Below are 18,909 nucleotides of genomic sequence, written 5' to 3'. Positions count from 1 at the left end.
TCAGGAGTCTGTGTCAACGAGCTTCCTTCTGAGAGCTTCCTGCATAAGATAAGAAAAACGAACAGGAAATATATGGAAAACCAGAAGCTTGAGAATGTATTCAGTCTGTCACTGGCAGTTTCAGAAAAGGAACGGGAACGGTCAGCATTTCTTTCAGCCGGCTATGATGAGGAAACGAGGGAATGGGAACTTATCGTGAAGTATCATGGAAGCTTAAGCCGGTACGCCAGTGAGAAGATCCGGATTGAAGAGCTGATCGCCGGGTATGCCATTGTAACGCTGCCGGAAACCATGATAGAAGCCTTTTCAGAGCTGGAAGAGGTGGAATATATGGAAAAGCCGAAACGTCTTTATTTTGAAACGGTGCAGGGAAAGCGGGCTTCCTGTATCACAGGAGTTACAGTAAGACCGCCCTATCTGACCGGCAGGGGCGTGCTGATCGGGATCGTTGATTCCGGTATTGACTATACCAGCGTGGAATTTCAGAACCGGGAAGGAACAAGAATACGATATCTGTGGGATCAGACGAAAAAATCCGGATCCATGGAAGAGAAGCCACCGGCTGGTTTTGTAAAAGGAGTTGAGTATAGCCGGGAGCAGATCAACGAGGCACTGCGAAGCCGTGAGCCGGAGAAGGTGGTTCCGAGCTATGACAGAAGCGGTCACGGCACCGCCGTAGCTGCGATCGCAGCAGGGGGAGGCAATCTTTACGATGGGGCACTTACTGGCGTAGCACCAGAGAGTGAGCTGTTGATCGTTAAGCTCGGCAATTCAGGTACGGAATCTTTTCCAAGGACAACGGAGCTGATGCGGGCATTGACTTATCTGGTCAGGAAAGCAATTGAACTGCAGATGCCGGTTGCTGTTAATGTAAGCTTTGGAAATACCTATGGAGCACATGATGGTACATCCCTTCTGGAGCGCTTCCTGGATAATGTTGCAGAGATCGGCCGGTGCAGCATCTGCGTCGGAAGCGGAAATGAGGGGGCAGCAGGCGGACACAGAGCAGGATGGATCGCAGAGGGAGAAACACAGAGAACAGAGTGGAACGTAGGAACCTATCAGGCTTCCCTTTCCGTGCAGCTTTGGAAGGAATACAGTAATCCCTATGAGATCGTACTGATGTCACCATCCGGTGAAAAAAGGCAGCTGGATGACAGGAAGGAAGGGGCGGAGAGCTTTCTGATGGATGGCACCAGAGTACTTGCCTATATAGGAGTACCTTCGCCCTATTCAGTGAATCAGGAAATTTGGCTTGAGCTGATTCCGGAAGAAGATACTTATGTAAAAAGTGGTGTCTGGGCAATAGAGATCAGGGCGCTTGGTGGAAATCCAGGAACCTATGATCTTTATTTGCCGTGCAGCGTAGTGCTAGGAGCTGCGACCAGGTTTTTTTCTTCCTCACCAGAGAAGACATTGACGATTCCATCTACTGCTTATAAGGTGATCACAGTAGGCGCTTACGATGCGGCATATGAATCCTATGCGGATTTTTCAGGAAGAGGCTGTTGCTTTTCGGATCAGAAGGGATTGTTCGCAGGAGGAAGCGGCAGCATAAAGCCGGATCTGGCTGCACCCGGGGTCAATGTACAGACGCTTGGACTGAATGGGGAGACCAGAATCGTGACAGGAACTTCCTTTGCGACACCCTTTGTGACAGGGAGCGCTGCTCTTCTGATGGAATGGGGGATCGTGCAGGGAAATGATCCCTTCCTCTATGGAGAAAAAGTCAAGGCATATCTCAGAAAAGGAGCAAGGCCTCTGCGGGGGGAGGCGGAATATCCAAATGACCGGGTAGGCTATGGCAGGTTGTGCCTGGAAAGTAGTCTGCCAGTAGTGGAAAGAAATATATAAAAATGTTGCAGAGAAAATGATAATAGGAACCATTACTCACTTGTTGATTTATCCATATGGGTATTATATAATGATGACAGATTAATGAGATAAATGTGAGCGAGGTTATAATGATAAATCAGGAAGTGCAGTCAGATAAGAAAAGTAAAAATATAATAGGTATTGTACAAAGCTGTCTTATATTGATACTGGTAGTTCTTATTATTTGTATGATGATACAGATCAGCAGGCTGCAGGGGACAGCGCGTGTAATAAATTATGCAGGGTTGGTACGTGGAACTACACAGCGTGAAGTGAAGCTGGAAATCACAGGAAACCAGGATGAAGAGCTGATCAACTATCTGGACGATATTCTGAGTGGGTTAAGATATCAGGATGGTCATTATGATCTTGTAAGGCTATACGATAAGGAATATCAGGAAAAATTGCAGATTCAGAGTGATTACTGGGATAAATTAAAAATAGAAATTGAAGCAGTAAGAAATGTGGGATACGAAAATACAGATATTGTCAATATGAGTGAAATATATTTTAAGATGGCGGATGAAACTGTATTTGCTGCAGAAAATTACTCACAAAGGATTGCTGAAAGGATCCGTACCATAGAGCTTCTGTCAGCACTTGATATGCTGTGTCTGGTGATATTGGTTATTATACAGACGATGGCGGCAATGAAGATGGCAGTGAAAAATAAGCTGTTAGCGCAGGAGGCATATACAGATGCCCATACCGGACTGCCAAATAAAAGAGCCTGTAAGGAGCTCCTTATTAATAAAGAGATAATAAAAGAGCCTACAGCATGCATAATGTTTGACCTTAATAATCTGAAAACTGTTAATGATACAATGGGACATTCGGCGGGAGACCAGTTAATAATGAATTTCGCCAGGCTTTTACGCAGCGTGATCCCGGAAAAGGATTTCGTAGGAAGGTATGGCGGAGATGAGTTTATGGCAGTTATATATCATACAAGCAGAACGGAGGTTGAGGAAATATTAAAATGCTTATGCGAAGAAAAAGACAGAATAAATAGTAATGAAAACCAGATGCCAGTCGACTATGCGTGCGGATGGGCATTATCTGCCGACGACAGGACGTATACAATGCAGATGTTAATGGATAAGGCTGATTCTGATATGTATGCAAATAAACAATTATATAAGAGAGATAACTTTATTGACAGAAAGGAAAAATCACTATATAATCCTTATTAAGAACAATTCCTAATAAGGAGAGTTGATGATCAGTAGAAGAAATACCATTCAAAAGGATCTGGTACGAAATGCTGTATATGAGATGAAAAGACATGTTACGGCAAATGAAGTGTACGAATCTATTAAGGAAGCATATCCTACAATTGGAAAGGGGACTGTATATAGAAACCTTGATATATTGGTAGAAGAAGGTGCACTGAGAAAGGTTGAAGTACCGGATGGACCGAACCGATATGATTTTACATTGAAAAACCACTATCATGTCAGGTGTGTAAAATGCGGCGAGGTATCAGATGTGGATATGGAGGAATTGCCAGCCATGCTGGAAAGGATCCATGACACTCATGGAGTAGAATTTTTGGATTATGATATTTCATTTAGAGGTATCTGCTCAAAATGCAGGAAGGCGTTCATGTAAGAAGCTGGTATCAGATTTTAGAAAACAGCAGAGAAGAAGGAGGTAAGGTAAATGACGGTAAAATATTATGTATGTAATCACTGCGGTAACATTATCGAAAAAGTGAAAGACAAGGGTGTGCCTGTAATGTGCTGTGGAGAGGCTATGCAGGAGTTAAAAGCCGGAGTGACCGATGCAGCAGTCGAGAAGCATGTGCCTGTATATACAGTGGATGGCAATCAGGTTCATGTTGTTGTCGGAGAGACAAAGCATCCTATGCTCGAAGAGCATTTTATTGAATGGATCACATTAAATACCAATCAGGGTATTTATAGAAAGCAGTTAAAGCCAGGACAGGAGCCTGCAGCAGATTTTTGCCTCTGCGATGGTGAACAGGTAGAAGAGGTATATGCATATTGCAATCTTCATGGATTATGGAAACAAGGAGGACAGACTAATGTATGAAATGAAGCCGGAATATTATATCGGAATAGACATGATAGATGAGGAACACAAGCAGCTGTTTAAATATGCAGACGAAGCATATGAACTGCTCCATGATGAGTTTACACCGGATAAATATGACAGAATTGACGCAATATTAAGACAACTCCACGATTATACAGTAAAGCATTTCACGGATGAAGAGCAGTATATGGAATCTATCCATTACAAGAAATTATTTACCCAGAAAATCCAGCATCAGGAATTCATACATAAGCTTGAAGAATTTATGGATCATCATAATGATGATGTAGAAGATCAGGATGATCAGATCATGGGTATTTTACAATACCTCACAGAGTGGCTGATAAATCATATTCTGCATGTTGACGGACAGATCCCCAAGGGTTGATATTTGATATAGTAAGAAAAGTTACAAAAAGCAGAGAAACTGTGCATTCTCTGCTTTTTTACTATATATTTTTCTCTGCTCAAGGGAAGATGATCCTAACTCTGCTTTGCCCTTGCTTTTTTTCTTTTTATGATACGAAGTACAATGAGCAGGATCAGCAATACACCTGCTGCAACACTGCAGAATACGGGAAGCAGGGAAGCAGGCCGCTCCAGACAGGCGAAGATAAATTCCTGCTTGTCCACATTGAATACGTAGTAGCTGCCATCGATATAACCGGAAACCGGAATGAAAGCACCATTATCGTAGATCTCGATTTCCGGATTTTCAATGTCATCAGGAATCAGGTACCTGACTGTGAAAGGACCGGTTCCGTTCAGGACGCTGATCTTTTTGCATTCGGCCTTTGTTTTGGAATCCTCCGGATAAGCGTCGATATCGGTCAGAAGGAAGCGGTCGCCTTCTTTAAAGGTACCCTCTATCAGAGCCAGTGCCTTCCCGTTGTCATCCTTTTCCGAGCTTGCCAGTGTGCTTAAGTATTCCGTGTAAACAGCATTGATCGTCTGGTCAAAGGTGAGTGAGGAAGTGTTGAAATCCTCCCATTTGCCGGCATAACCCTTCTTTTCCGGAACCTTGGGGAGCTTTGTGGGATCAAAGCTTTCGCCGTAGGAGAGGGTGACTGTTGTAACCAGTCTGTCATCTGCCATAAAGGTCAGTGTAATGTTCTGGTAGATGACAGGAAGATCATCAAAGCACAGGAAGCTGCCATAGGGAAGAGGCTGGGCCTTTTCTTCATAGCTGATTCCATCAATACCGGCAGGACAGCCTTCAACAAAGTAGTTTTCACTGATATCATCATTGACATCAGCCTTACCAGCAATAGAACCAAGATAATTGGTACCCTCGGTGATTTCGATCATGCTGTAGCAGTTTTTGATGGACTTGCCGCTTCCGGCAATTCCACCAATCTGATTTTCACCGGAGAGGGCACATTTTGCACTGCTTTCCCGGATCGTGGAATCAGAGAAACCGGCGATACCGCCGACCATATCACCGCCTTCACTGGTAACATCGCCGTCCCCAATACAGGAAATGACGCTGCCAAGCACCATATTGCCGACGATACCACCGATGCAGTCCTTTTTGCCGGTGATGACACCTTTGTTTTCAGATTTCCGGATGACGATACGCTGCTGATAGCGGAAATTCATGGATGTAGTATTAAGTGTGATATCGTCTTCGGGATCCAGATCGTTTTCACGTGACATGGAGCCGGCGATACCGCCTACATTCAGGTCACCATAAATCTTCCCCTTATTCTGACAGTTCATAACCTTGCCAGTAATATCAGTTTCCTTATCTTCATCAGAGATATCAGTCACAAGTTCATCGGGATCTGTCACATCGTCATCTGCAGTGGTGATGATATTGCCAATGACATTCAGCTCATCTGTAATAGCCTGGAAGTCATCCAGAAGAAGCTGGGATTTGCTGTCTACCATATTATTCAGTGTCCGGCTTTCAGAAATAATAGAAGAAAAGCCGGAGCTTAATGCGGTATGCCAGCTGTCGATCCTGGAGCTGAAAATAGAAGTACGGTTACTGATGGTATTCTTCATGCTGTCAAGGGCTGAAGAAGTACTGTTATAAACGTTATCCTGCAGCTTGTTCAGTTCACTTTCTGCTGCATCCTTGTCAAAGCTATAGTCTGAAATCTGAGGAAGTGCAGAAGGATCAATGGTTGGTACTCCTGAAGGCCATGCCAGGGGACTTCTGGTAGGTTCTGGTGTCACAGTGGGGGTAGGGGTTGCTATAGGAGCAGGTGTTGTGGCAGGAGAGCCGGGATCCATCATCCTGACAGTGACAGGTACGGGCTGGCTCATTGTTGTTTCCGTGGTGTAGGAGCCTGTTTCGCTTTCCAGACTGTCATTGTTACCAATGCTGCCTGCACGGGTTCTACCGTTGCCCTGAACCGGTGTTGCAGCAGGTGTTGCAGTAGGTGCTGCAGTTGGTGTGGCGGTAGGTGTGGCAGTCGGAGTCGCAGTTGGAGTGGCATTCGGATCCGGGGTTCCTTCCGGAGTCGCAGTGGGACTTGGACTTAAAGTGGGAATGGAATCCAGAAAGTCTAATGAGATCGGCTTTGGAGTCGGCAGGGATGACAGATCCGTCAGCTCGGAAGTAAAGGAGCGCATGTCATTGCTGGCTTCATTTGCAATACCATCAGCAGCCCGCTGGGTGGATTCCACTGCGTCAAGCAGCTTATTTAACTGAGCATTCAGGTCTGTGGAGGTACCGCTGGCATCATCATTCATCTTTGTAACAAGATCATGCAGCTTATTCAGTTCGGTATGCAGCTTATCAAGAGTATCCTCGTTGTAAAGCATTTCGCTGCTGGGTTCCATCTGCCCGGCAATCCCGCCGACATCCTTACGCCCATGAAGCACACCGTAGTTGATACAACCCTCGATATAGCCCATCTGGCTTCCGGCAATTCCACCGACATTGTAGCCAACGTGCTGATATCCGACAGCACCATTATTGACGCTGGCACGGATGATGCCTGTATTACTTCCGGCAATCCCACCGATATCCGTTACACTGGTTACGTTTTCAGTGGAGAGAAGATCATCAACAGTCAGCAGGGAAATATCGAGATCCCCTTCTTCTACAGTGGTATTGACACTGGCACGGTTAACACAGCTCAGAATAGAGCCGGCGTTAGTCCCGGTGATGGCACCGATCCGGTGATTACCATAAACAACACCCTCAGAGAGACATTCACTGATGATACCGGTGACATCATTATAGCCGGCAATCATACCGATATCATCGCCGCCATTTAAATTACCGGCAGCATGGCATCCGCTGATGATACCCTTGTTATGGCCAACAAGCAGAGAAAGACCGTCATGGCTGCTCTTAGCTGTAGCAGAGCCGTTGACACGGAGATCATAGATCTCACCGCTTTCCTGAAGATAACGGAAGAGGCCGGTATTGTCACTTCCTGCATCATTGGTAAAGCCCTTGATGGTATGTCCATTGCCGATGAAAATACCGCCAAAGGAGGGAACCGGGGTGAAGGTGGCAGTGCTGAAATCCAGATCATTGTCCAGAACGAAGATTTTTCCCTTTGACCAGGAATCGATCACACAGCTTTCAGCCATATCCTGAAATTCCTTCAGCGAAGTAATATGGATGGCATCCTCCAGGGAAAGATCAGAAGCCTCTGATTCTGAAGAGATATCCACGCCGTTAAAGGGAGTGGGAGAGACATCCGGGTTCGCTGAAGTGATCTCTCTGGCATCTGCAATAGTTCCAAATACTGGCTGAATCAGACAGAAGCAGAGAAGGAGGACAAAGGCTGTTGCATATCTGATCCACTTACCTGTTTTCTTCTGATTATTCATGGGAAACACTTCCTTTCTCATTATGTTCAATATCTTTGTTTGTGCCGGGCTCAGTATTTTCGTCTGTGCCGGGTGCTGTTTCAGACGGTGTGCCGCCAGAGGGATTTTCCTCCAGGCTGGTTGCCTCACCGGAGAGGATCGTGGCGTTCATGCTTCCACGGATAATACCGTTGAAGCTTCCTTCTACCATACCGTTGACCTGGCCTCTGATGATACCGGATACACGGGTGGCACCCGTAAAGGACTGTGGTGTGAGATTGATCCTGCTCTTCAGCTCGAAGCTGGTCTTTTCAATGATAAAGTCACCAAGTACCAGGATCTGTGGCAGGACGCCAAGTACCAGGATGATGGAAATAATGGTACCACGGCTTAAGCAGGTTCCGATCGCTGCGATGATCGGATTGGTCGTCATGACACCGATCAGGGCACCGGCAGCAGCCAGAATACTTCCCGAGGTAAAAATGGTTGGGAAGGACTGGTTCAGGGTAACGATGATCGCTTCCTTGGGCGGCATGGACTGTTTCAGATCCTTATAATGGCTGGAAATAACGATCGCATAGTCAATATTGGCACCCATCTGGATGGAGTTAACGATCAGGTAGCCCAGGAAGTACAGCGGTGAATCCTGGAGATAAGGGAAGGAGAAGTTGATCCAGATACTTCCCTGGATGACCAGAATCAAAAGTACAGGTAATCCTGCCGAGTTAAAGGTAAACAGCAGGATAATGATTACAAACAGGGCAGACAATACGCTGATCAGCATATTATCCTGGCTGAAGGAAGATGACAGGTCATAATCACTGGTGGAGTTACCAACGACATAAACAGAAGCATCATCATAGTATTTATCAGCCTCCTGATGGATGACCTTCAGGAAATCAAAGGTTTGCTGGCTTTCCTCCGGAAGGTTCAGATAGACGACAAGCCTGGTCCAGTCATCTGTTTTCAGCTGAAGCTTTGCCTTTTCAAGCTGATCGAACAGATCATCCAGGGTATCCTGGATATCACCCTCCAGGGTGATATTTCCTTCTTCCATCTGATCCTTTAAAAAGAAGAACATGTCAAAAAGTGGAACCTTGTATTTTTCAATCCCGTTTATGATCTGGCCATACTGGTTATTATTGACGGCATAGGCTGTATACAGGAGATTTGCCACCTCATATTCCACACCGGAAAGCTCAGAAAATTCACGTGGATTCAGGGCATCCGTCAGGTAATAGCCGTCCATGGCCTCCACACCGGCAAGACCAGTCGTTGATTTGACCTCCGTATGGCTTTCAAGATCCTTCAGCAGGGCACTTTCTGATTCATAATCACCGGAAGGGACAAGCACAGCTACCATATTGTTGGTGCCGAAAGTATTTTTGATCTTCTGGTAGGCAATCTGGCTTTCATTCTGCTTGGCGGTGGTCAGATCCGTATAGCTGTAACAGTAAGGACACTTGTTCGCAAAAATACACGCTACAACTGTAATGGCAACAAATAACGGAGGAACTATGAATCTTGTTTTTACGTCAAACTTTCCTACAACAGTGATAGGAGGGATCAGGTTTTTATGCTTGGTCTTATCGATCAGATTACTGAACAGCATCAGAAGACCGGGCATGAGGGTAAATACGGAAAGAAGGCTCATCATGATCGCCTTGATCAGGACAACTGCCAGGTCGCGGCCGATCAGGAAGTGCATGAAGGCCAGTGCTGCAAGACCGGATACAGTGGTCAGGGAGGAGGATGAAATCTCCGGGATCGCTTTGCTTAAGGCAGCAATGCAGGCTTCTCTTGCCGGTTTAGTTTCGTGTTCATCGCTGAATCTATGACAGAGGATAATGGCATAGTCGATTGCCAGTGCCAGCTGCAGTACTACAGTAACCGAATTGGAAATAAAGGAAATGGTACCGCACAGGAAGTTGGTACCCATGTTCATAAGGGCAGCTACACCGAAGGTGGCGATCAGTACGGGAACCTCCGCATAGGCTCTGGAAGTCAGGGTCAGTACTATGACGATAATGATAGCGGCAATGACAACAATAACCTGCATTTCGCTTTGCAGTTCGGCGGCAGTATCGGAGCCAACCTCCGAATTTATGTAGGTATCATAGCCGGACAGCTTATCTTCAATCTCGTGGATCGCATTGACACTGACCTCGTCTGTGGTAGTTCCGTCAAAGGTAACATCAAACAGGGCAGAAGAATTTTTGTAGTGATCCTCTGTGTTGTCAAATACGGCGTCAGTGACGCCATCGATCTCCCTGAGCTCCTCAGCAAGCTCTTCTCCTTTTTCATAGGAGATGTTGGAAACCATGACCCGGGCAGTACCATAGGTGACAAACTGGTCATTCATGATCGTCAGTCCCTGCCTGGTCTCGGTCGAATCCGGCAGGTAGGTTGTGATATCATTTTCAACCTTGACCCATCCATTTGCGATAATACAGAAAATAATGGCAAAAATATAAAGCAGGAAAAACAGGTTCCGTTTATCAACGATAAAGGTTGCCACCTTTTCCATGGGAGTTGCCTTATTCTCTCCAGTCTCGTTCATGTGAAATCAATCCTTTCTTGTAGGTGCTTAATTAGTCTATTTTTTAACAAAAAGAATTATAGGCTTCTTTTGCTGAATAGACAATAAGCAAAAAGGCGCAGATGATAAAAAACTATTAAAAATTTATGTAAGGATTTGTAAGCGTTTGACTTTGGAGAAGCTTCTTATTATAATCAATTTGTGCCATTTAAGATAAATGCACAGAAAGAAGGAATTATCATGACGAAAATTGATATTGTATCCGGATTCCTGGGTGCAGGAAAAACTACATTAATAAAGAAGCTTTTAAAAGAAGCCCTTGCTGATACAAAAACAGTTCTGATCGAGAACGAATTTGGTGAGATCGGAATTGACGGCGGGTTTCTGAAGGAATCCGGTATTGAGATCAAGGAAATGAATTCAGGATGTATCTGTTGTTCCCTCGTAGGTGATTTTGGAACATCCCTGAAGGAGGTGCTGAAGACCTATGCACCGGAGCGTATTCTGATCGAGCCTTCAGGTGTTGGCAAGCTTTCTGATGTTATGAGGGCAGTACAGAATGTCATTGATGAAAAGGATGTTGTACTGAACAGTGCAGTAGCTGTTGTAGATGCCTCCAAGTGCAAGATGTACATCAAAAACTTCGGAGAGTTTTTCATTAACCAGATCGCACATGCAGGAACCATTATCCTGAGCCGTACCGGCAATATTTCAGAAGAGAAGCTGAATACCTGTATTGCTCTGATACGTGAGCATAATGACAAGGCAACGATCGTGACAACTCCCTGGGACGAGCTGGATGGAAAGGATATTCTGGATACCATCGAGGGAGCTAAGGATCTGGAAGCAGAATTATTAAAGGAGATCATGGAGCAGCATGAGCATGATGAGGAGGAAGAGCATCATCACCATCATGACCACGATCATGATCACGAGCATCACCACGACCATGATGAGGATCATGACCATGAGAATCACCATGATCACGAGCACGAGCATCATCATGAACATGATGAGAACTGTACCTGTGGCTGCCACGATCATGACCATCATCACCATCACCATGCGGATGAAGTATTTACAAGCTTTGGCATGGAAACAGCAGCAACCTATACAAAGGAAGATATTGAAGAGATCCTGAAGGCACTGGATGATGAAGAAACCTATGGCATCGTACTGAGAGCCAAGGGTATGGTTGCAGATAAAGAAGGCGGCTGGATCTACTTTGACTATGTTCCGGAAGAGAGCAATGTCCGTGCAGGCAAGCCTGATGTGACCGGCAAGTTCTGTGTGATCGGCTCCAAGCTGAAGGAAGATGCTTTAAAGAAGCTGTTTGAGAGATAAACCGGAAGAGAGGAAATACTATGAAGCCCGTATATATTATCAATGGATTTCTGGAAAGCGGAAAGACAGAATTTATATGTTATACACTGGGACAGCCTTATTTCCGGATCAAGGGAAGCACCCTTCTGATCGTCTGTGAGGAAGGAGAGAATGAATACAGTCAGGAGCTTCTGTCAAAAACAAAGACGGTTATGGAAGTGATCGAGGATGAGGAGGATTTCAATCCTTCCCATCTTCAGGAGCTGGAAAAGAAATACAAGCCGGAAAGGATCATCATTGAGTATAACGGTATGTGGAACTTCAAGAATATGAAGCTTCCCTGGTACTTTACCGTAGAGCAGCAGATCACGATTATTGATGCATCCACCTTCCCAATGTACTATACCAATATGAAATCCCTGCTTGCAGAAATGCTCCGGAAATCCGAGATGATCATTTTTAACCGTTGTGACGGTATTGAGGATCTAAGCTCCTATAAGAGAAATGTAAAGGCAATCAATCAGCAGGCAGATATCATCTTTGAGGATGCCAATGGGGAAGTCAATCAGATTTTTGAAGATGATCTGCCCTATAAGCTGGATGCGCCGATCATTGAGCTGGATAATGAAGGTTACGGTATCTGGTATCTGGATTCCCTTGATAATCTGGATCGTTATATTGGAAAGACCATCCAGTTTGTGGGTATGGTAGTAAGACCAAAGGATTTTCCCAAAGGATACTTTATCCCGGGAAGAATGGCGATGACCTGCTGTGCAGAGGATATGGCATTTCTTGGCTTTGCCTGCAAATATGACAAGGCAGATACCCTGACAGAAAAGCAGTGGGTCAAGGTAACAGCCAGAGTAGAGAAGGAATATTTCTCCGATTATGAGGGAGAAGGACCGGTGCTGCATGCCATCAGTGTAGAGCAGACAAGGCAGCCTAAGGAGCCGGTGATCAGCTTTACCTGAGAAAATGAGAGGGAGATAAGGATATGTACCATTATACTGCCATACAGTGGTTATTTTTCTTCTATTTTTACTGTTTCTTTGGATGGGTTTTTGAATCAACCTATGTTTCCATCAAAAGCAGGCATTTTGTAAACAGAGGGTTTATGAGAGGCCCTTTCCTTCCTATCTATGGAAGCGGTGCAATCATGATGCTTGTAGTTTCCATGCCGTTTCAGGATAATCTTATCCTGACTTATCTGGCTGGCTGCGTGGGAGCAACGCTTCTTGAACTGGTGACAGGCATGACAATGGAGGCACTTTTTAAAGTCAGATACTGGGACTACTCTAACCAGAAGTTTAATTATAAGGGACATATCTGTCTTTCCTCGACCATAGCGTGGGGATTCCTGACGATCTTTATGACGCAGTTCCTGCATAAGGGAGTAGAAAAGCTTGTGTTATCCATTCCCTATAATATACTGACGATCCTGACGGTAGTGCTGTCGGTTTATATTGTGGCTGATTTCACACTTTCCTTCAAGGCTGCTATGGATCTGAGAGATGTCCTGATCGGCCTGGATAAGGCAAGAGCCGAGATGGAGAAGATCCAGAAGCGTCTGGATGTGCTGATCGCAGTGGCAAATGATGAGAGAGAAACCAGAAAGCTGGAGAGAGAAGAACGCGCTGATGAGTGGATGGAGAATCTGGAGGAGAGGTTTTCAAAGGTCAGGGAACATCTTACCACAAATCCTGGAGCCTTTATGGACAATGTGAAGGATGAGCTTGCAGAGCTCCGCAGTAAGTATCTGGTTGAAAAGGAGCATCGTCTGCAGTTTGACCGCCTGAAGGATTTCTATCAGAGAAGCCTCATCAAGGGAAATCCGGGTATGTATTCCAGAAAATTTAATGAGGCTCTGGAAGAATTGAAGAAGGCTGTGAATGAAAGAAAGAACAAGTAAGATTTTGGAATAAATAAAACTTTTCAAAAAAATAAAAAAATTTTAAAAAGCTATTGACGAAACCCGCAGAGGATGATATTATACCATTTGTGACGTGAGTCAAGCGGAAGTGTCGGAACTGGCAGACGAGCAAGACTAAGGATCTTGTGAGCATTGCGCTCGTGTGGGTTCAAGTCCCATCTTCCGCATAAGAAAACCTCAGTATTTACTGGGGTTTTTCTTTTTTGTGGTGTGTTTCATGTTGCATTAAGGAAGTATACAAAGCCAATGATCCCCTGGGACTTTATGGATATAACTGCGCGTATAATCATTATGTATGATTCGAAGGTGTATCCCTACGGAGGTTAGAGCAAAGATAAAGGGCAAGACCGCAGAATATAAAGAGTTCTGCAATGCCTGTGGAGTACCGGCAGCTACAAGCAGGCTCAGATATGAATGCGGCACATCTGACCTTAAGAAGCAATCTGCTACAATGAATATAGCGAAAGATAAAAGAAATCTTTAAGTATAGTGGCTCAGTTGCATGATAAGGAAATTAATGCGAAATAATATTTTTCTGATTATGGAGATAAGGTGGCAACATGAAGTATAAGCATATTGTTTTTGATATTGACGGTACTCTGATTGATACGGAGTATGCTGTGTTACATTCCTTGCAGGAAACTATAAAGGGATTGTCCGGGAGAGAGATGCCATGCTCTGAACTAAGATTTGCCTTAGGGATTACAGGGACAGACGCTTTGAAAAAACTTGAGATAAAAGACACTTCCTATGCGTTAGAATTATGGGATAAAAATATGCATAACTATACAAATACTATTAAAGTATTTGACGGAATCAGTGAATTATTGAAAAATCTTCTGAGTCTGGATTATGAAATGGGGATTGTCACATCAAAGACAAGGGAAGAATTTATACATGATTTTTGTCCGTTTGGTATCAGTCATTATTTCAAAACGATCATATGTGCAGACGATACACAGGAACATAAACCCAGTGCCGCACCAATTTTGAAATACGTGGAATTATCAAAAACAGATCATAGTAAAGTGCTTTATATCGGAGACAGCAAATATGACAGTAAATGTGCGGAAAATGCGAGAATTGATTTCGCTTTGGCAGTATGGGGCAGTCATAATAAGCACATAAAAGCAGATTATTTTTTGGAAAGACCTGCCGACCTGTTATCTGCTATCACTTCAGAGAAATTGTATTGGTAATGAAAGACCGGACGAAAATGAATTCAGTGTTTTCAAGGTATAGCAGACAGGAGAGGAGAAATCATGGGAAACGAAGCAGGACAATGGATCATGTACGGTGTGGACTGGGATGATCCGGAGTGTATCCACACGGTGGAAGAAGCAGCTATATATATTAATGAAGTCGGATTTCTGCCGCTGTTTAAAAATGAGATTCCGGGCTTTTCCCTTGAGGAGAGAACTGTGCCGGAATACTGGTGGTGCGATGATCCGGAAAGAGATCCATGGATGTGGAGAACCATCATTGCCAGAAAGCATGATATCGTCTATGGCAAGTTTTTTGATAAAAAGGCAGGCTTTATTTCCAGACAGTGGCTGCCTGTATTTGCCAACTACCGCAGGGATGGTTATGACTTTGATGCTCTTTATGAGGATGGGAAAGCTCCAAATAAGCACAAGAAGATTATGGATAATTTTATGGAAGACAAGGAAGATGCCGAGATCTTTTCCAGCGTCCTGAAGAAGCAGGCAGGCTTTGGAAAGGACGGGGAGAAGGGCTTTGATGGAGCGATCGCTTCCCTCATGATGCAGATGTATCTCTGTAACTGTGATTTCAAAAAACGTGTGAATAAAAGGGGAATGGCATATGGCTGGGACGTGGCGGTATATTCATCTATAGAGCATATTTTTGGATATGACTACGTGACATCCTGCTACCGGGAGGATCCACAGGAATCCTGGAACCGGATCGTGAACCATATACATGAGATATATCCCATTGCGACGGATCAGCAGATCAGGAAAGTGCTGAAATAGGATTTATGAAGCTATAAAAGGAGCCTCTGGCATTTTGTGGATCATTCACAAGGTCAGCGGCTCCTTTTATTATGTACTATATTCATTTGGGAGATAGTGTGCATCGGTTAGATTCTTTCAGCGAAGCTCTTATAATACTCAGAACAAAACTCATTAATTCTCTCAATAATCTTTTTCATAGTTTCCACCATACCCTTTCTGTGACAAGTGAATAACTGCTTTTCAAGTTTCCTTATGGGGATCAGGCCTGACTTCCTTTTGATGATTATAATGTAACATATTGCTTTTATAATGTGAAATACATATAATAAATATATTATAATACTTAAAAGGTATTGTGAAATTCGGAGGACAGATGAAGAGGGAACAGATATGGAGTTAAGACACATCAGATATTTTAAGGCAGTAGCAGAAGAAAAGAACTTTACGAAAGCGGCAGAGAAGCTGGCGATTGCACAGCCGCCCTTGAGCCGGCAGATCCAGGATCTGGAGGCTGAGCTGGGAACACCCCTTTTTATCAGGTCGCCGCATAAGGTTACGCTGACAGAGGAGGGCGAGCTGTTTCTGCAGTATGCTTCCCAGATTCTGGATCTGGTGAACCGGTCTGAGGAAGAATTGAAGGAGATGAAGGAGGGACTGCAGGGAACCCTTTATATTGCTTCCGTGGAAGGCTGTGGACCGAGGCTCTTTGCAGAATGGATCGCCACCTTCCAGAAGAAGCACCCACATGTACAGTATAATCTCTGGAATGGGAATACGGATGATGTGAACAGCCGGGTAGCGAAGGGACTTTGTGAGATCGCCATGATCACAGCTCCTTACAATACGGAAGAATTTCATGTGCTTCCCGTATATGAGGAACCGTGGGTGGCAGTGATCCAAAAGGGGCACCTGCTGTACTCAGAGGAAAATGCGCCCGTAAAGCCGAAAGAGCTTCTGCCCTATGATCTGCTGATTCCTTCCAGAGAGTCCAGAAAAGGGGAAATTGATAAATGGTTTGAGAAGACGGGACAGATGCCGGTGATCCGTGGACGGGTAGCCCATATGATGAATGCCTATGAGCTGAGTCTGCATGGAGTTGGGATCTCCATTTATCCTGCATCCATCTCTGCACTGATCCGGGACAGGGATGTGTGCGTGCGGCAGGTGGATCATCCGGATGCACATGCCTCCTATGCTCTTATATGGAAGAGAAACCATACCTTGTCACATGTGGCAGAGGAATTCATCCAGTCGGTACAGGAGATATCGCTGCTTACAAGGGGGATCACAGAACTGAAATAAATCTGATTTTGTAAAGCCCTTAACAGGCAGGAGGGATGCCTGTGAGTATAATAAGGGACAAGAAAAAGATTGTCAGTTTGACAATGGAGAGGAGTTCATCTATGAAATTAATATCAGACAGACTGAAAAACGGTGAAAAGCCTATAGGAACCTTTTTGAATCTGGGATCCCAGACGGCGGCAGAGTGTGTGGCGATCGCAGGAATGGATTACTTTATCGTAGATCTGGAGCACAGTCCCTTTGGCCTTGCAGAGGCAGCGGATTGTATCAGAATGGCGAAGCTGAAGGGGATTTCTCCCCTTATCAGAATACCGGAGATCAGCAGAGCCAATATTTTAAAGCACCTGGATGTGGGAGCAGAGGGTATCATCATTCCCGGTCTAAAGACCAGGGAGGAAGCAGAAAAAATTGTGGAATATGGCAAGTATACACCACTGGGAAGCAGAGGCTTCTGTCCTACCAGAGTCTGCGAGTTTGGATATGGAGATGCCTTTGCAAACGGTATTCTGGAATATACCAGAAAGACCAATGAAGAGACAATGCTGATCCCTCAGTGTGAGACGCTGGAATGCCTGGCAGACATTGAAAACATTGTATCAGTAGAAGGAATCAGTGGTATTTTTATCGGACCCTTTGATCTTTCCCTTGCCATGGGAATCCCGGCACAGTTTGACAGACCAGAATTCAAGGAAGCTATTACGAAAGTGCTTACGGTATGCCATGAAAAGAATAAGCCGGTATTTATCTTTGCACCGAATAAGGAAACAGCAAGGCTCCGACTGGAGCAGGGCTTTGACAGTGTGACCGTGAATGGTGATCTGAATGTCATGACAGAAGCTTATATGGAGATCGTAAAGAGCATCCGGGCATAAAAGAGTATAAAACAGAGACAGAAAATCAGGGCTTCCAAAGTGTGATCCACTTCAGAAGCCCTGATTTATTTTTCCTGCAGGGAGCACTTATGCTTTTTCCTGATACTCCTTTAAGATCTGCTTCATGGCAGCAGCTGCAGTCTGGCATTGCTGCATGGTTCCGATGGAAATACGAGCCTGTGCGAAGTCACCACGGATGTGGATACCAAAGCTCATCAGTTCAGCCGCAAATTCACGGGGTGGGATAGAAGGCTTAAAGAAGATGAAGTTGGAGGAAGAAGGCCATACACGAAAGCCCATGTCCTCCATTTCCTTTGTCAGGTATTCCCGGCATTTTCTGTTGTTTTCAATAGTCATCTTAATAAAGCCCTGATCATCAAGGGCAGCTTCTGCGCCAAGAAGACCGACTCTGTTGCAGCAGAATCCGGTAGCTGTGATACCAAGATAGCCGATGATCTCAGGATTGGAAAGGATATAACCGATTCTGGCACCTGCCATACCATAGATCTTGGAGAAGGTACGGATCACAATCAGGTTTCTGTCATCTGCGATCTGGGAGATCATGCTCTTATAGGAAGGATCCTCGATAAAATCAAAATAGGCTTCATCTACAACGAGAACCACATGGGAAGGAAGGGAATTCATGAAGTCGATCAGATCGGTATCCTTGCAGATGGTTCCTGTGGGGTTATTGGGGTTACAGAGGAAAATAACTCTGGTTTTGTCTGTGATCGCATCGGAGATAGCCTTGAAATCAGGAACATAATCATCACCCATGGGGATATCCACCAGTGTGCCACGGTTCTTTTTGATAATGTTGTAGTAGTTGGGATAGGTAGGGGAAGTAACGATCGCTTCTACACCCTCACGGATCAGGATTTCACCGATAAAGCCAAGAGCGGAGGTAGCACCCTGGGTAACCAGTACGTTTTCAGGCTTCAGTCCATGCAGGGCAGCTAACTTCTTACAGAGGCTTGCGGCTTTGATATCAGGATACCGGTTAGAGATATCAACCTGTTTTTTCATCTCGGCTGCAGCCAGAGGTGAGATACCAAAGGGGTTTTCATTCTTGTTCATTTCATAAATTTCGGTAATTCCAGGACGGAGACTTTTTACCGGCTCTCCAAGACCGAAGTTATAAGGCGGTGCCTGTCTGACAAAATCACTGACCAAATCTTTAATCATAATGTTTTCCTCCTTGTGTCTTTTGATGTTAACGTATTTATAGCACAGAGGAAAAAGAAAAAATGTTAACTGCTT

15 protein-coding genes and 1 tRNA gene are annotated in these 18,909 nt (G+C 44.7%); 13 read left to right on the top strand and 3 right to left on the bottom strand.

The window, feature by feature from the left end; genetic code table 11:
- The first annotated feature begins 72 nt into the window (after window positions 1-72).
- The 5 genes from OCV77_RS04350 to OCV77_RS04330 all read left to right on the top strand — a co-directional run bounded on the left by OCV77_RS04350 (window position 73) and on the right by OCV77_RS04330 (window position 4,321).
- The gene (locus tag OCV77_RS04350; RefSeq protein ID WP_262573646.1) at window positions 73-1,854 is read left to right on the top strand and encodes a S8 family peptidase; all 1,782 of its coding nucleotides are present in this window, start codon (window positions 73-75) and stop codon (window positions 1,852-1,854) included.
- A gap of 110 nt (window positions 1,855-1,964) precedes the next feature.
- Window positions 1,965-3,068 (top strand): GGDEF domain-containing protein, encoded by a 1,104-nt coding sequence (locus OCV77_RS04345; RefSeq protein ID WP_262573645.1) that lies wholly within the window; start codon window positions 1,965-1,967, stop codon window positions 3,066-3,068.
- Window positions 3,069-3,093: 25 nt separating this feature from the next.
- On the top strand, window positions 3,094-3,486 hold the full coding sequence (locus tag OCV77_RS04340; RefSeq protein WP_118797540.1) for a Fur family transcriptional regulator: 393 nt from the start codon (window positions 3,094-3,096) through the stop codon (window positions 3,484-3,486).
- A gap of 51 nt (window positions 3,487-3,537) precedes the next feature.
- The gene (locus OCV77_RS04335) at window positions 3,538-3,930 is read left to right on the top strand and encodes a desulfoferrodoxin family protein (RefSeq protein ID WP_118797541.1); all 393 of its coding nucleotides are present in this window, start codon (window positions 3,538-3,540) and stop codon (window positions 3,928-3,930) included.
- Window positions 3,923-4,321, top strand: a complete 399-nt coding sequence (locus tag OCV77_RS04330) for a bacteriohemerythrin (protein ID WP_118797542.1) — start codon at window positions 3,923-3,925, stop codon at window positions 4,319-4,321. The genes OCV77_RS04335 and OCV77_RS04330 overlap by 8 nt, the downstream gene beginning before the upstream one ends.
- Window positions 4,322-4,416: 95 nt before the next feature.
- Here the strand turns inward: OCV77_RS04330 and OCV77_RS04325 are convergent, their stop codons facing one another.
- Window positions 4,417-7,728 carry a hypothetical protein gene (locus OCV77_RS04325; protein ID WP_262573641.1) on the bottom strand — a complete coding sequence of 1,104 codons (3,312 nt, stop codon included), beginning with the start codon at window positions 7,726-7,728 and terminating at the stop codon, window positions 4,417-4,419.
- Complete coding sequence (locus OCV77_RS04320) at window positions 7,721-10,267, bottom strand: efflux RND transporter permease subunit (protein ID WP_262573639.1); 2,547 nt, start codon at window positions 10,265-10,267, stop codon at window positions 7,721-7,723. Before OCV77_RS04320 ends, OCV77_RS04325 begins: the two co-directional genes overlap by 8 nt.
- 219 nt (window positions 10,268-10,486) lie before the next feature.
- Here OCV77_RS04320 and OCV77_RS04315 point away from each other — a divergent pair, with 219 nt between their 5' ends.
- The 8 genes from OCV77_RS04315 to OCV77_RS04280 all read left to right on the top strand — a co-directional run bounded on the left by OCV77_RS04315 (window position 10,487) and on the right by OCV77_RS04280 (window position 17,649).
- Entirely contained in the window at window positions 10,487-11,590 is a 1,104-nt protein-coding gene (locus OCV77_RS04315) for a GTP-binding protein (RefSeq protein WP_262573636.1), read from the top strand.
- Between the two features lie 20 nt (window positions 11,591-11,610).
- Window positions 11,611-12,540 carry a TIGR03943 family putative permease subunit gene (locus OCV77_RS04310; RefSeq protein WP_118797548.1) on the top strand — a complete coding sequence of 310 codons (930 nt, stop codon included), beginning with the start codon at window positions 11,611-11,613 and terminating at the stop codon, window positions 12,538-12,540.
- Between the two features lie 23 nt (window positions 12,541-12,563).
- Window positions 12,564-13,478, top strand: a complete 915-nt coding sequence (locus OCV77_RS04305) for a putative ABC transporter permease (protein WP_262573633.1) — start codon at window positions 12,564-12,566, stop codon at window positions 13,476-13,478.
- Window positions 13,479-13,581: 103 nt separating this feature from the next.
- Window positions 13,582-13,666, top strand: a tRNA-Leu gene (locus OCV77_RS04300).
- A 393-nt stretch (window positions 13,667-14,059) separates the two neighbouring features.
- Window positions 14,060-14,698 carry an HAD family hydrolase gene (locus OCV77_RS04295; RefSeq protein ID WP_262573630.1) on the top strand — a complete coding sequence of 213 codons (639 nt, stop codon included), beginning with the start codon at window positions 14,060-14,062 and terminating at the stop codon, window positions 14,696-14,698.
- Between the two features lie 63 nt (window positions 14,699-14,761).
- Complete coding sequence (locus tag OCV77_RS04290) at window positions 14,762-15,493, top strand: AlkZ-related protein (protein ID WP_262573628.1); 732 nt, start codon at window positions 14,762-14,764, stop codon at window positions 15,491-15,493.
- A 372-nt stretch (window positions 15,494-15,865) separates the two neighbouring features.
- Entirely contained in the window at window positions 15,866-16,777 is a 912-nt protein-coding gene (locus OCV77_RS04285) for a LysR family transcriptional regulator (protein ID WP_262573626.1), read from the top strand.
- A gap of 101 nt (window positions 16,778-16,878) precedes the next feature.
- Window positions 16,879-17,649: an HpcH/HpaI aldolase family protein gene (locus OCV77_RS04280; RefSeq protein WP_262573624.1), complete on the top strand. Its 771-nt coding sequence runs from the start codon at window positions 16,879-16,881 to the stop codon at window positions 17,647-17,649.
- A gap of 87 nt (window positions 17,650-17,736) precedes the next feature.
- Here OCV77_RS04280 and OCV77_RS04275 read toward each other — a convergent pair whose 3' ends face one another.
- On the bottom strand, window positions 17,737-18,834 hold the full coding sequence (locus tag OCV77_RS04275; protein WP_118797560.1) for a pyridoxal phosphate-dependent aminotransferase: 1,098 nt from the start codon (window positions 18,832-18,834) through the stop codon (window positions 17,737-17,739).
- Window positions 18,835-18,909: the final 75 nt, after the last annotated feature.

Source organism: Suilimivivens aceti, from assembly GCF_025567405.1.
In the GTDB taxonomy this organism is placed as follows: Bacteria; Bacillota; Clostridia; order Lachnospirales; family Lachnospiraceae; genus Suilimivivens; species Suilimivivens aceti.
Note: the sequence above shows the minus strand (reverse complement) of the source record. Positions and strands in the feature narration are given on the sequence as shown.

Excerpts from the sequence above, each read along its gene's own strand:
- OCV77_RS04315 (WP_262573636.1), top strand. The coding sequence starts at position 10,487 with ATGACGAAAATTGATATTGTATCCGGATTCCTGGGTGCAGGAAAAACT.
- OCV77_RS04295 (WP_262573630.1), top strand. The coding sequence starts at position 14,060 with ATGAAGTATAAGCATATTGTTTTTGATATTGACGGTACTCTGATTGAT.
- OCV77_RS04320 (WP_262573639.1), bottom strand. The coding sequence starts at position 10,267 with ATGAACGAGACTGGAGAGAATAAGGCAACTCCCATGGAAAAGGTGGCA.
- OCV77_RS04275 (WP_118797560.1), bottom strand. The coding sequence starts at position 18,834 with ATGATTAAAGATTTGGTCAGTGATTTTGTCAGACAGGCACCGCCTTAT.
- OCV77_RS04310 (WP_118797548.1), top strand. The coding sequence starts at position 11,611 with ATGAAGCCCGTATATATTATCAATGGATTTCTGGAAAGCGGAAAGACA.
- OCV77_RS04285 (WP_262573626.1), top strand. The coding sequence starts at position 15,866 with ATGGAGTTAAGACACATCAGATATTTTAAGGCAGTAGCAGAAGAAAAG.
- OCV77_RS04335 (WP_118797541.1), top strand. The coding sequence starts at position 3,538 with ATGACGGTAAAATATTATGTATGTAATCACTGCGGTAACATTATCGAA.
- OCV77_RS04350 (WP_262573646.1), top strand. The coding sequence starts at position 73 with ATGGAAAACCAGAAGCTTGAGAATGTATTCAGTCTGTCACTGGCAGTT.
- OCV77_RS04330 (WP_118797542.1), top strand. The coding sequence starts at position 3,923 with ATGTATGAAATGAAGCCGGAATATTATATCGGAATAGACATGATAGAT.
- OCV77_RS04345 (WP_262573645.1), top strand. The coding sequence starts at position 1,965 with ATGATAAATCAGGAAGTGCAGTCAGATAAGAAAAGTAAAAATATAATA.
- OCV77_RS04325 (WP_262573641.1), bottom strand. The coding sequence starts at position 7,728 with ATGAATAATCAGAAGAAAACAGGTAAGTGGATCAGATATGCAACAGCC.
- OCV77_RS04305 (WP_262573633.1), top strand. The coding sequence starts at position 12,564 with ATGTACCATTATACTGCCATACAGTGGTTATTTTTCTTCTATTTTTAC.
- OCV77_RS04280 (WP_262573624.1), top strand. The coding sequence starts at position 16,879 with ATGAAATTAATATCAGACAGACTGAAAAACGGTGAAAAGCCTATAGGA.
- OCV77_RS04290 (WP_262573628.1), top strand. The coding sequence starts at position 14,762 with ATGGGAAACGAAGCAGGACAATGGATCATGTACGGTGTGGACTGGGAT.
- OCV77_RS04340 (WP_118797540.1), top strand. The coding sequence starts at position 3,094 with ATGATCAGTAGAAGAAATACCATTCAAAAGGATCTGGTACGAAATGCT.